This window comes from Vibrio breoganii (assembly GCF_024346795.1).
GTDB lineage: Bacteria > Pseudomonadota > Gammaproteobacteria > Enterobacterales > Vibrionaceae > Vibrio > Vibrio breoganii.
In genome coordinates, this window is the sequence record NZ_AP024864.1 from 1,500,338 (window position 1) to 1,512,947 (window position 12,610).

At 43.3% G+C, this 12,610-nt stretch carries 14 protein-coding genes; 2 read left to right on the forward strand and 12 right to left on the reverse strand.

The features are described 5' to 3' along the window. Positions 1–34: 34 nt before the first annotated feature. Positions 35–337, reverse strand: coding sequence for an integration host factor subunit alpha (ihfA, locus tag OCU35_RS07000; RefSeq protein ID WP_017027221.1), 303 nt, complete (start codon positions 335–337; stop codon positions 35–37). Between the two features lie 412 nt (positions 338–749). On the opposite strand from ihfA, the gene pulA reads away from it, so the two are divergent. Next, entirely contained in the window at positions 750–3,944 is a 3,195-nt protein-coding gene (gene pulA, locus OCU35_RS07005) for a pullulanase-type alpha-1,6-glucosidase (protein WP_261825058.1), read from the forward strand. Between the two features lie 71 nt (positions 3,945–4,015). On the opposite strand, the gene OCU35_RS07010 is transcribed toward pulA, so the two are convergent. Continuing rightward, a protein-coding gene (locus tag OCU35_RS07010) for an IS3 family transposase (RefSeq protein ID WP_261825059.1) occupies positions 4,016–5,187 on the reverse strand; the annotation gives its coding sequence in 2 pieces (ribosomal slippage) (positions 4,016–4,917 and positions 4,917–5,187; 1,173 coding nt in all). Between the two features lie 407 nt (positions 5,188–5,594). Between OCU35_RS07010 and OCU35_RS07015 the strand changes: the two genes are divergently transcribed. Next, entirely contained in the window at positions 5,595–6,020 is a 426-nt protein-coding gene (locus OCU35_RS07015) for a hypothetical protein (protein WP_261825060.1), read from the forward strand. Between the two features lie 145 nt (positions 6,021–6,165). On the opposite strand, the gene OCU35_RS07020 is transcribed toward OCU35_RS07015, so the two are convergent. The 10 genes from OCU35_RS07020 to OCU35_RS07065 form a co-directional block, all read right to left on the reverse strand. Further along, positions 6,166–6,624 carry an NUDIX hydrolase gene (locus tag OCU35_RS07020; protein ID WP_261825908.1) on the reverse strand — a complete coding sequence of 153 codons (459 nt, stop codon included), beginning with the start codon at positions 6,622–6,624 and terminating at the stop codon, positions 6,166–6,168. 14 nt (positions 6,625–6,638) lie between these two features. Next, complete coding sequence (locus OCU35_RS07025) at positions 6,639–7,334, reverse strand: pseudouridine synthase (RefSeq protein WP_261825061.1); 696 nt, start codon at positions 7,332–7,334, stop codon at positions 6,639–6,641. Further along, positions 7,324–7,794: an ASCH domain-containing protein gene (locus OCU35_RS07030; RefSeq protein ID WP_261825062.1), complete on the reverse strand. Its 471-nt coding sequence runs from the start codon at positions 7,792–7,794 to the stop codon at positions 7,324–7,326. The genes OCU35_RS07025 and OCU35_RS07030 overlap by 11 nt, the downstream gene beginning before the upstream one ends. 33 nt (positions 7,795–7,827) lie before the next feature. After that, complete coding sequence (locus OCU35_RS07035; RefSeq protein ID WP_261825063.1) at positions 7,828–8,613, reverse strand: PhzF family phenazine biosynthesis protein; 786 nt, start codon at positions 8,611–8,613, stop codon at positions 7,828–7,830. Positions 8,614–8,673: 60 nt separating this feature from the next. Continuing rightward, positions 8,674–9,276, reverse strand: a complete 603-nt coding sequence (locus OCU35_RS07040; RefSeq protein ID WP_261825064.1) for a flavin reductase family protein — start codon at positions 9,274–9,276, stop codon at positions 8,674–8,676. A 79-nt stretch (positions 9,277–9,355) separates the two neighbouring features. Beyond that, a complete protein-coding gene (locus OCU35_RS07045; protein ID WP_261825065.1) occupies positions 9,356–9,829 on the reverse strand; it encodes a GNAT family N-acetyltransferase in 474 nt (157 codons plus the stop codon). A gap of 37 nt (positions 9,830–9,866) precedes the next feature. Then, positions 9,867–10,028: a hypothetical protein gene (locus OCU35_RS07050; RefSeq protein ID WP_261825066.1), complete on the reverse strand. Its 162-nt coding sequence runs from the start codon at positions 10,026–10,028 to the stop codon at positions 9,867–9,869. A gap of 214 nt (positions 10,029–10,242) precedes the next feature. Beyond that, on the reverse strand, positions 10,243–10,848 hold the full coding sequence (locus OCU35_RS07055; protein WP_261825067.1) for a hypothetical protein: 606 nt from the start codon (positions 10,846–10,848) through the stop codon (positions 10,243–10,245). Between the two features lie 94 nt (positions 10,849–10,942). Next, on the reverse strand, positions 10,943–11,737 hold the full coding sequence (locus tag OCU35_RS07060) for a hypothetical protein (protein WP_261825068.1): 795 nt from the start codon (positions 11,735–11,737) through the stop codon (positions 10,943–10,945). 104 nt (positions 11,738–11,841) lie between these two features. Next, a complete protein-coding gene (locus OCU35_RS07065; protein ID WP_261825069.1) occupies positions 11,842–12,576 on the reverse strand; it encodes a DUF2971 domain-containing protein in 735 nt (244 codons plus the stop codon). Positions 12,577–12,610: the final 34 nt, after the last annotated feature.

The following is a 12,610-nucleotide window of genomic DNA, read 5'->3' on the forward strand; positions in this document are numbered from 1 at the left end:
AGGACCTCTTTTTTTGTTTTGCTCAAACGGTGTGTTATTTAACGTCGTCTTTCTTAAGCTCTTCCACTCGTGCTTTGAGCTTTTGCCCAGGTCTAAACGTGACCACACGACGTGCGGAAATAGGTATATCTTCACCTGTTTTCGGGTTACGACCAGGTCGTTCTTTCTTGTCTCTTAGATCAAAGTTGCCGAAACCAGACAGTTTTACCTGTTCGCCACTTTCAAGTGATTTTCGAATTTCTTCAAAAAACACTTCCACGGTTTCCTTGGCATCCCGTTTACTGTATCCAAGATTTTCAAACAGGTTTTCAGCCAAATCGGCCTTGGTGAGCGCCATAAAACTTTCCTCAAAGCTAGATGAACCATTGCTACGCTAGAGTTTGTCACTCCTAGGCTTCACTTAAATTGAAACCAACGATAGCTCCTAAAATTTGTCTCTACAATCAACTACATATTGATGACTCGATCGAAAGTGTATGCCAAGGTTTTCAGTTTCGCCAACTTTTTTCTAAATAATATTTATAAGAATTAGACACTTAGATAATTCAAGTGTTTTTACGTTAAAATTTGTCAATAAATACGACTATTTAATAAGTAAAGTTTACAAAAAAGTGAGTTTTACCGAGCAAATTCAGTCACTTGTTCTGCTATCCTAGTAATAATAGTTGAGCAAAGTGAACAGGCTCACACGGAGCTTTTAAAATTTTGAGTACACTTGTCTAATTAACATCCGCTTGAAAAGGAATTTCATGCCTACATTGTTTCCAATGCCTGCATCAAGGTGCAAGCTGTCTATTTCAATTGCTCTCGCACTCGCTAGTATTGGATGCGCAACGCAAGACGAAGTTCAAGATACCGCGCTAATTAATCCTGATATCGCTCGAATCTATTTCAACTCCACAGAAGCTCAACCCGATTACGTTCTTCATGTGTGGAATGATCAAACCTGTGACGGTTATATGGGTGATAATACCGATTGGAAGGCAGGTTTAGAGCCTAGTGGTCAAGACCCCGATTATGGTGTGTATTGGGATCTACAGATAGATCCCAACGCTGAGTGTGTCAATTTTACTCCGCACCGCTTCAACCCCGATTATCAAACATCCGCTTTAAAACTGCGTTTTTCAGATAATGTAAACGAAGGCGCTAAGGTAGGTTATGTGTTTAAAGATACTAATCGTGTTTTTTATACCCCCTCAACCACACCCCCAGAAACTGCGGTTAGCCTAAAGGGTGCCAACTCTAACTGGATATCACTTTCGCTCATATTAGTTCCCAAAAACACCACTGAAGCGGAACTGGTCATGTCTACAACCGGTGGCATGAGCATCAATGAAAGAGACAACCTTATAGAAGGTACTGCGACAAGGTTAACACTGGCACCGTCTAGCGCCTCAGCTTGGCAACAAGACTATCCTCATCTCACCGATGAGTTTGCTGCGTTTGAAATCAAGGAAGGTGATAGCAATACCATTGCCAATATGATCCGCGGCCAAATTTGGTTAGTTTCTTATGCTGACGAGGAAGGTGCACGGGCACTGAGTTCAGTAACACGAGTGCAGACCGCAGAGCTGTTAGACAGCTTGTATGCAGATGAGGCAACCAAGCTCGAATACGGCGCGGTTATTGACCATGAATCGGACACCGCCACATTTAGACTTTGGGCACCTACCGCGCAGCAGGTCAAGCTCATACCCTTTGATGAAGACTTAAGAGCTCTAACACCCATTTTAATGAGACGAGACAACGCCTCTGGTAGTTGGCTTGCTGAGTATACTGAATTAACCCATGGCGATTTTTATCGCTATGAAGTCACCCTGTATCATCCAGAAACCGGTCGAGTAGAAACACTGCAAGTAACCGACCCCTACTCTCTTAGCTTGTCCACCAACTCTCAACACAGCCAAATCGTCGATCTTAACAGCGCTGAATTAAAACCTACTGGTTGGGATGAGCTTTCTTCCCCTGTATCTCAGGAAAATCCCGCAAGCTTCATGATCTACGAGACTCATGTTCGCGACTTTTCTGCGCTAGATGAATCCACAACGGACCATTATCGAGGCAAGTACTTAGCCTTTACCGAAGGTGATTCATTGCCTGTGACGCACCTGAAATCGCTCTCAAGACGTGGCGCGACCCACTTGCACCTGATGCCTGTATTTGACTTCGCAACGGTCAACGAAGAGCTTACAGAGCGCGCAGATATTAATGAGTCGTTTAGAAAGCTGTGTCAGATGAACCCCAACTTAATACGCCACCCTAAATTTGGCTTGTATTGTGATGGCAGATTATCTGGCGAAAAGGTGTTAGAGCAATTCTCTCGCGAGGACTCTCTTGAAGCGCCGGTTGTTCAAGAGTTGAGCCGGGCTATTAGTCAAAACGACAGCTACAACTGGGGTTACGACCCCTACCACTATTCAACCCCCGAAGGCTCCTACGCCACCGAAGCCAATGGCATGCAGCGCATTGTCGAGTTTCGTAAGATGATTATGGCTATTAAGTCAGACATCAAGATGAATGTCGTTATGGATGTGGTTTACAACCACACCAATGAATCTGGTATGGCGGACAAGTCGGTACTCGATAAAATTGTACCTAACTACTATCACCGCTTAGATCCTGTCACTGGCGAAGTAGAAGAAAGCACCTGCTGTTCAAACACAGCGCCAGAGCGACAAATGATGGAAAAGCTGATCACAGATTCTGTGGTTGTTTGGGCTAAGGATTACAAGGTAGATGCATTTCGCTGGGACTTGATGGGTCACCATCCAAAATCGCAAATACTCGCCACCCTTGATGCCGCAAAAGAAGTAAACCCTGAGGTGTATTTTTATGGCGAAGGCTGGGACTTTGGCGAAGTGAAAAGCGACAGTCAATTTCAACAAGCGTCTCAGCTCAATCTCTATGGCACAGGCATAGGCACCTTCTCGGATCGCATGCGCGACGCAGTGCGGGGCGGCTCTCCGTTTGATAAAGAAGAGCAGATAAGAGCCTCGCAAGGCTTTGGCAATGGGGCGTTTGTCTATCCCAATGAACTAAACAAGGTAGACGAAGCCCAAGCAAAACACCTAGCCGATATTGTGCGTCTTGGAATGGCGGGCAACTTGAGAGATTTTTCGTTTACCGATAGCCAAGATCGCAACATCAAAGGCTCTGAACTGGAGTACAACGATGAACCCGCAGGCTACGCCAAGGATGCTTGGGAAATCATAAACTACGTTGAGAAACACGATAACCAAACCCTATGGGACAATCACCAATACAAAGCGTCATTTGATGCCGACCTTAATACTCGTATCCGAATGCACGCCACCAGCTTAGCCACAGTCATGTATGGGCAAAACGTCGTATTCCATCACATGGGCAGCGAATTGTTACGCTCCAAATCAATGGAAAGAAACTCGTATGATTCTGGAGATTGGTACAACCGCGTCGACTTTACCAAGCAGTCCAACAACTGGAATGTTGGGCTACCAAGTGCAGACGAAGACGAGCAAAACTGGCCGTTAATTGAGAACATCTATAAGAATACAGAGGGCAAGTTAGATGTCTCTCCGCGTGATATCGCCACTATGGAGCGCTACTTTAAGGAGATGATGGAAATCAGAACCAGTAGCCCACTCTTTACGTTAGGTGACGGCAGAGAAATCAGTCAGCGCATTAAATTCCACAATACTGGGTCAAATCAGCTTCCAGGCTTAATTGTCATGAGCATTGATGACCGAGCGCCGTTTGAAAACCTAGATCCGCAGCGCAAACGAATTGTGGTAGTGATCAACGCCCGCAACGACATTCAAACTATTGATCAATTGAACATGAGCAGTTTTAAGCCTCATCGCTTCCACTCTCAACTTGGCCCCTTCTCGTTAGCGAACGGTACGGAAATGGTCGATGATGTCGCGATCGTGCCACCGTGGAGTGCGGTGGTGTTTGAGGAAAGATGAAGCCTTTAGCTGTCAGCTATCAGCTATCAGCTATCAGCCTGATATGACCCCGTAAAAGTAGACACGGGGCTTTACTTTACTAGCTCGAAATCATTGGGACTAACTCCATCGAGTGTCCCATGTTTTCTCACTGAATTATAATAATTAACAATATAAAGTCGACTTTGAGTGATCATTTGCTGGCGAGATATCTCTCCAAGGTTACTCATCCACTCTTTTTTGTACTGGGCGAAGAAGCTCTCTGTACACGCATTATCCCAGCAGTTTCCTTTTCTTGACATACTAACGGTAATGTTGCGTCTATAGTGCCAAAGTAAGGTGCATTCAGCGGTATATTGTGTTCCTTGATCCGAGTGAAACAATAGCTTTTCACCATTTGGTTTCCTCGCTTCCCATGCTCGATTTAGTGTCTTTATGACCAAGTCAGCATTATTAATTTTGCTTGTTCCCCAACCAACCACCTTTCTTGAATACAAATCGAGAACTACACATAAATACTGCCAACCATCTCGGCACCTAACTTGAGTGATATCAGATGTCCAAACACGATTGGGCTCTGCGACTTTGAACTTTCTGTTAAGTATATTAAGGGCAGTAATCTTACTCGACCTATTAGCTGCGCGACCAAAACTGCGTTTACAAGCCGTAGAGCGGTATCCCATAGCTTGTAGCAAGCGCTGAACCTTAGCTTTGCTACACACAAAACTATTCTCTACCGCCAACTTCCACAACTTCCTGTAGCCGGGAATGCAGTGTTGCTTGTCACTAGTAACCTTAAGGAACTCAGACAGAGAGCGGTTCTTTACAGAGCGTTCGCTAGGCTCACTGTTCAGCCATTTATAGTAGCCTGCACGAGACACCTCAAAGAGTTCACACAGCCATTTAATTGGCCGTTTAGCACTATGGTGCTTAGCGATAAACTCAAACTTTATTCTTTTCGACTGTCGAAGTAAGCCTTCGCCTTTTTTAACATATCATTCTCCATTTCAGCCCTTTCAAGTTGTTGTTTAAGACGAGCGATTTCTCGTTCTAACTCAACCAAAGAGTGCTCTGGACCTTCGTTTCTTAAAGGGTTTGAAGTTTTCTTAGATGATGTCAATTCTTGTCTCCATTTACTTAAAACAGCGGGATGAATTCCTAGCGATATTGCGACAGATTTTACTGTATCTGGAGACCTCAGGGATTTTTGAACAGCGTTTCTTTTAAACTCGTCTGAAAATATTCTTCTTGGCTTTATTTGCATGACACCTAATACCTTAAATTAGGTGTCTACTTTATCGAGGTCGTATCAGTCTGTTATACACAAATTTGATTAGCTTCAATAGTTGGTTCTAGGTTTACATTAAACAAACATAGGCCGAAATAAACGTCGTCCCCGAGCGCCTCTATCGGGGACCTCTTCAGCAACCGTTCTAAGAAACAAATGTCCGACCAGAGTACTGGCCTAGAAAAGCACTCGAACATGACAACTCCCCTACAGCCTGGCTTTTGATCAAGAGATAAACTCGAACCTTTCAACTTCTTTTATTGTATTTCTTCGACGGACCTCATCCTACATAACCGTGTTGGTGATTGGCAAAAACTGCCTTAAATTACCCACATCAACACAACAGTACGGACACAAACGCACCGTATCAATAGGATATCATCATGAAAAAAACATTAATTGCAGTAGGCCTTCTAACTCTTCTATCTACTGGCGCGATGGCAAACAACATCGGCCAAGAGCAGCAAAAAATTGACGCTGATATGGCTTCACTAGAAACATCTGTTCCGGTAATGGTTCAGATTGAAAAAGACATCGACACCAATGCTCAACAAATTGAGTACAAAGGTTTCGTTATCTCTGAATACAAAGACATCTACGTGACTCACCACGACGCGAAGAAAATGGGTCTAGAAAAGGTTCATACATTCCACGTATATAACCAACACGACATCGACAAGTTGAGCGCAGATATCGCTAAACACATCGAAAAAGACCAGCCTGACTTCTTCTCTGTAGATCTGTACAAAGATTACTACGGTGACTCTGGCGTATTCCGTTACGTTGCACGAGTGATTGAATACCGTTAATCCTCAAGCTAGGATTAATTTAGAAAGTTCGCCTTTAAAAAAAAACGAGAGCCCATTGGCTCTCGTTTTTGTTTTTGTTTTTGTTTTTGTTTTTGTTTTTGTTTTTGTTTTTGTTTTTGTTTTTGTTTTTGGCAAATTCAAAACCCTACTGTTTTGCAAGCTCCACTCGATAAAGCGGATTGATTGGCTTATCAACAAAGTATGACCACACATGCCTATAAACTGCATGTTGATTGGGAAACGGTGCCAACTCTAGCGCCTCGCTTAAACTGCACCACTTATATTCCGTATGCTCATCATTAAGCTCGACTTCTTGATTGGCAGGACACAGCACAACAAACACAGGGATCAGCTCAATCACGTTCACAGTAGCCTCGAAGAACTGCTCTAGAAACTGCGCGTTATAAAGATCGGTTACTTGTATCTGAGTTTCTTCATCAAACTCGCGGATGATGGCCTCTACTGCGGTTTCGTTACCCTCAATAGAGCCAGCAACATGACACCAAAAGTCCCCTTTTACCCTTTTCATGAGCAACATCTTCGTCTCGCCATCAATCTTTGATAGCGCCACGCCAGAAACAATAGAGGTATTAACGGGGATCATACTCATCCTTAAATTCATTCGTCGTTAGTAAACGACTGTATTTCCTCAAGTGTCAGATATCGCCACTGCCCGACTTCCACATCAAGTGACACCGCTCCAATTTCCTCACGATGTAGTGACACCACTTTATTGCCAATAGCAGCAAACATGCGCTTTACCTGATGAAACTTGCCTTCAGTGATCGTTAGCAGCACCTCTTTCGGGCTTATCACCTCCAGCACCGCAGGTAAGGTTAATTTGTCCTCGCCTTGCAAGCTAACGCCACGACTAAATTTAGTAGCCGCATCATCAGCAATAGGACGACTTAACCCAACTCGATACACCTTTTCACACTTTTGGGTTGGCGTGGTGATGTTAAATGACCAGCGCCCATCGTCGGTGATTAATACCATGCCGGTAGTATCCGCATCCAAACGCCCAGCGATATGAAGCTCGGAAACCCTATCAACAGCGATTTGATTAAATAGCGATGGGTAGACTTCATCTTTATTGGAACAGATAGTGCCTGCGGCCTTGTGCATCAGGATATATCGGAAACTTCGAGCAATCAGCTTTTCACCATTCAGGGTTATTTCATTGTTTTCATGAACTTGAGTCGCTTCACTGGTAATCGCCTCGCCATTTACGCTGACCGCTCCTTGGTGGATCTGCTCGATGGCTTCAGCTTTAGAGAGTTCGGTACTTTTGCATACAAACCTATCAAGACGCACTGTAGACAACCTTAAAGCGCTCTAAAACGAGTAGCATCTCTTGAGTAGGTGTAATCCCCAACTCTTGGCACTCTAAACTAAAGAACTTCCAGTGGGCTTCTCGCCACCAATCTAAGGATTTATCGCCTTCCCCCTCAAGAGCTGCAAACTCAGCGCTAACGTCACAATATTTGCAGGTATCCACGGAGGTAATTTCGATAATGCAAATAGGCTCACCCTGCCAATCGGTAACAACTTGCAAGTGACCCACAGCGGGCATAGCCTCACCCTCGTGACTGTACCAATACTCCATACTGCACGAGGCTCGCTTCTCGCCGCGTAAAATCAGCTGCGCGCACAGGTTGGCGTTGTACTCATCTGCACAAAAATAATCGGCGCTGAAAGAGGTGTATTTGTTAGCGATGTCGCTAGGTAAGGACTCTAGATATTCATTTAAATAGGATTGGCTTTTCTCATCCATGTATCGTCATTCTCATAGGTAAAACCCACCTCTTTAGGCGTTGATAGTAATTGTTCCTGACATGTAATCGACTGCATTGCCAGAGAGGAACACTCTGTCATCAACTACCTCACACTGAACCACTCCGGTTCTTTTCGATAGCTGTTTTGCCACTAGCTGAGTACGACCAAGCTTTTTCGCCCAATAAGGAGCCAATTCACAATGTGCTGAGCCAGTGACGGGGTCTTCGTCCACGTTAAACTTTGGAAAGAAACAACGACTCACAAAATCAACATTCTCCCCTGGTGCGGATACTACAACGCCGCGTAAGCCTAGATTTGAAAGCTTGGTAAAATCAGGTGTCAAAGACGCCACTTGCGATTCATTGTCTAAGATGACCACATAATCAAAATCCGAAAGTGTCTCAACCGGCGCCACGCCCAACGCTGCGTGTAACTCGTTGGGTGCTTCAATAGGCTTAATGTCGCTTGCAGGAAAGCTCATGCTATACCCAGTGCCTGATTTCCCCACAAGCAATGCGCCACTGATGGTATGAAACGCAATGACTTCTTCAGAATAACCAAGGTGCTGGAACAACACATGAGCGGAGGCTAAGGTAGCATGACCGCACAAGTCTACCTCTCCGCCCGGCGTGAACCATCGCAGTGAATAACCATTATCCTCGGCAACAAAAAATGCCGTTTCAGACAGGTTGTTCTCTTGGGCAATGTTCTGCAGTAGCTCATCTGAAAGCCACTCATCAAGGGGGCACACTGCTGCGGGATTGCCTTCAAATACCTTATCTGCAAAAGCATCCACCTGATAAATATTGATTTCCATGCTCTATTGCGCTCCCTTGCAATTAAAATGTGTTTTGATTAACCAATTGATTTTTATCACTTAAGGTCGAATGCACTCAACAATATTGGCATTAACATGAAAGTCATTACCACCCATCTTACCCACAGTATCGACCAGCTGCTGATTGATCACCCCATCAACATACAAATCATCACGCACATAAACAGACTTAACATCTAACAGAACGATTGTTCCACCCGCTGGAAGATCACTTAATGAAATAATCTCTCTTAAACGGCACTCATAACGAATTGGCGAGTCTTTTACTGACAAAGGCCTCACCCCATTACTGGCGGTATGTTCTATATCTGCGTGATCGAACTCACTCACATCCGCATCCAGAGCAGCACTGGTGCTATTCATCTTTTCTAACAAGCTTGAGCCAACGATATTAACGACGCATTCGCCCGTTTCTTTTAGGTTTTGTAGTGTGTCTTTGTCTATGCCACTTCTTTGGGTCACTTGGGTATAGAGAAGTACAGGCGGGTTACAACTGGCGACGGTAAAAAAGGAATATGGCGCAAGATTATCAATACCCTCAGCTGAGCATGTGCTGATCCAGGCAATGGGCCTTGGGGTCACGCCGCCATTGAGAAGCCGATATTTATCTTGGCTTTCTAACTCAGAAATATCAAAGTCCATCGTTCATCCTTTAACTGGCACTCATCCATGTGAACCGTAATCCTAGCAAGTTCTGTTCGTTTTGAGGGATATTAAATAATCACCCAGTGATTTTGCGACGCATAACATGCTGCGGGCCCGCTTCGCCACCAAGATAAAGCTCACCCGTATCTTCAAAACCACCCTTTCGATAACACGCAACCGCCGCAGGATTCTTGCAATTCACCGTCAAATAGACAAAGTCATAACTCTGATAGCGATTAGCAAGATAATCCCCCAAAGCCTCTACAGTTTTAGTGCCTAGCCCCTTCCCTTGCTGTCTTTGGTCTAACGCTAAGGTTCGCAAACCAATGCTGTTTTCAGGACAAAAACAGTAAGTAGAGGCATAAGCAATATCTAGCTTAAAAAAGCCAACAACCAACCCATGGTGCTTGATCACATGAAGGTGTGTGATATCACTCCCATCAAGCAGGAAGTCATCGGCAGTAGAAGCGAACCTAACGCTTTCATCAGAGAGTTGAATATCTTTTATAGAAGGGACATACGAGGAATTCAGTCGCTCAATTTCAATCATAAAGCATCCTTGTTATTTGAAATGAGTTACGCACTAGTCAGTCGTCAGCACCGCATTTTTGACACGGTTCGTAAGTTCTCTCACCTTCACTAATGACGATGAAATCATTCACGCATTTCTCACACAGTGCCATTTTTGGATAGACTACCTTTTGCTTTTTAGACGAGGTGTCACCTTCAACGGTGTAGTATTTTCTCATGTTCTATCTTATTAAGGTTTTGATAATACGTAGAATTATAATGGAATATTGATGGGTGTTGGGGATTGATTTTTTGGGTGTTTAAAAGATGGGTTGCTTGGTAATCGAAACGGGGTCAATAACGCCCCCTTAAACAGAGAGAGAACGTGTGCCATGTTTAAGCGAAGCGAGTTCAACACTCGTTCGCAAATTCCATCTAAAGCATTTGTTATGCCTATTTTACCCATTGTGCATGAAAGTCTACATTCAGCAAATTAGTGACCAAATTATTGAAAGCACCTTTATCGCCATATGTGCGAGCTAAACTTTCAAAAGCTACATGCTTGCATTTTTCAGTTAGACTAGGAAAACCATTTGAATGCCATTTATTATGTATCGCTGACCTCGAAATAAGCCCCCACTCTTTCGTTAACACATATTTTTGGCCTTGATATGAAACTGTAAGGTCTTGATTTGTGCATTGGGAAGGAAGTTGACGCTCCAGTATGGAAATCATACTCCCCGCTACGCGAGTATCATTATGAGAAGTTTTACAAGGTTTCATAAAACGTTTCGCAAACTCGTTTTTAGATAATCGATCTAAACCAAGTTTTGCCTCGATAGGGAAACACGTATTATTCTGGGTATCTAGAATGCAGACATCTACTTTATGAACGCCATCAAATATCAATCCAGAACATGCATCTAACCTAATTTCTGGCACTGCAATAAAAGCCGAGGATTCAATACCCATCGCACACATAAGAACAGATTTCACTGAATCTGAACTGTTAATCATTTCACAGATAAGCTTTTCACCAATATGGTTAAGCTCAATCATAACTTATCTCCATTTGCATAACGCCTAAATCAGGTACGCCGTAGGCGTCACCTGGATTTTCTTGTTAGGTTGCGGTTGCACTATCTAGAGGTTATTAAGTTAATAGCTCTTTTGCATTCTCTGGATAGTTTATTGCTATTGTACAGAAGTTTTCTTGACCTTGAGTGTGAACTTTAACTACTGTAGCTTCATCAAGGCACTCTTTGATTGCTAGATCACTTCCAGAAGGATGAATGTTAGCCCCAAGTTTTTTTGCCCAAGATTCCATTATGGTTTTTGAGACGGAATAAGCGTTTAAGCCGTCTTTCAGGCCTGCTTCAATCTCAATTATTCTAGATTGGCCAATTTCTTTGAGCTTGTTTTTTAAGGATTCATTCGCAAGTCTGAAATATGCAGACTCCCCACCCCAGTGCCCAAGAAGAGGAGCAACGCCATAATCGTCGCTAGGAAGAGGGACAGTAACCGTCCAAAGCATATTCTCTCGGCTTTTTGCCTGCGTATGGTAAGGGCTTAGTTCAAATATTAACTTAGACTCTTCCTTGCTTAATATCCCTTCAGCCACAAGAGCATCAAGCCTTTTTTGTAAATATGAAAGAGAAGACGGAGTAATGTTCTCTTGCATCAGATTGACTTCAAAATCTGTCAATCTCGTATAATGCCATACAATGATGCGATTCTTTGCAAGGACTGGGGTTAAAATATTCTCTAAAAGGTCTGTGTAGGATGAGTGAAACCTATTGGGCTTTAAACTCTCATATGGATCGCTGTTCAGGTGCTCATCCATCAACTTGCTATCTTCACTGAAAAAATCGTAGATTAAATGAGAGTTATCGTTTAATACACGAATGATTTCGCTATTAAAAGTGCTTGGATTCCAAGGTTGAATCATATTTACCTCTAGCCACCTAACGCCGCAATAAACGGTGACATACGCGTGCTATGTTTGAGCGTTAGCGAGTCGGCACGCGTATGGAATCCGACTTAATTGCTTTGTTATATTTTTATGAACTCCAAGCCAAATTTGTCCGGTAACTTACGAGCTTCGAACCACAATAGGTGCGCCCACTCATCTCCGGACAACAGCGCTCTTAGTGTTCTTTTATCTCTGTCTTCCATCCTTAATCCAAATGCGATTGATTTTACGGAAGACGAGTCGAACTCATAGGCACCATATCTTGCTTTGAGTAAGCGAACTTCTTTTTCATATTTCCAGTTCGTATATTTGACACCAATCGAAGAGCTCAAGATATCGCCCACTATTGAGTTAGTTGAGTTTTGAAACCTTGCTTGTGCCGGAGGGTTAGACGCAAAATATTTAATTCTCTCTATGACACCTTCATATGGCAACTCATCTTGATAAACGACATCCTGAGCGTGAACTGGTTTTGTGTTTTTTATTAATTTTTCTTCATTAAACCCAATACAAAACCCTTTGTGCTCGTCAGCATAGTGAGCCCACATTAGTTGATTTTGGCGTGTTCGACTAAAGGAACATATACCAACCTCATTCAAGCGAACCTTCAAATACTTTTCTATCTCATTACGTTCGCTTTGTGAAATAGTGTGATGCCGCCAAATAGAATCGAGCATTTCAGGCATGATCATTTGACACTCAAAAGGATCATTTAATATTTTCGGTGGAGCAAACCACAATTCTTTGTTCAACAACAACTCAATAGAGGACTTGTTGAACTCTCGATACTTAAATATAGATGTAGCTATTGCCACTTGATGTACTCCCAAAAATATAACGCCGCATTAA

Coding starts and splice junctions, on each gene's coding strand:
- ihfA (WP_017027221.1), bottom strand. CDS start 337: ATGGCGCTCACCAAGGCCGATTTGGCTGAAAACCTGTTTGAAAATCTT.
- pulA (WP_261825058.1), top strand. CDS start 750: ATGCCTACATTGTTTCCAATGCCTGCATCAAGGTGCAAGCTGTCTATT.
- OCU35_RS07015 (WP_261825060.1), top strand. CDS start 5,595: ATGAAAAAAACATTAATTGCAGTAGGCCTTCTAACTCTTCTATCTACT.
- OCU35_RS07020 (WP_261825908.1), bottom strand. CDS start 6,624: ATGATCCCCGTTAATACCTCTATTGTTTCTGGCGTGGCGCTATCAAAG.
- OCU35_RS07030 (WP_261825062.1), bottom strand. CDS start 7,794: ATGGATGAGAAAAGCCAATCCTATTTAAATGAATATCTAGAGTCCTTA.
- OCU35_RS07035 (WP_261825063.1), bottom strand. CDS start 8,613: ATGGAAATCAATATTTATCAGGTGGATGCTTTTGCAGATAAGGTATTT.
- OCU35_RS07040 (WP_261825064.1), bottom strand. CDS start 9,276: ATGGACTTTGATATTTCTGAGTTAGAAAGCCAAGATAAATATCGGCTT.
- OCU35_RS07045 (WP_261825065.1), bottom strand. CDS start 9,829: ATGATTGAAATTGAGCGACTGAATTCCTCGTATGTCCCTTCTATAAAA.
- OCU35_RS07050 (WP_261825066.1), bottom strand. CDS start 10,028: ATGAGAAAATACTACACCGTTGAAGGTGACACCTCGTCTAAAAAGCAA.
- OCU35_RS07055 (WP_261825067.1), bottom strand. CDS start 10,848: ATGATTGAGCTTAACCATATTGGTGAAAAGCTTATCTGTGAAATGATT.
- OCU35_RS07060 (WP_261825068.1), bottom strand. CDS start 11,737: ATGATTCAACCTTGGAATCCAAGCACTTTTAATAGCGAAATCATTCGT.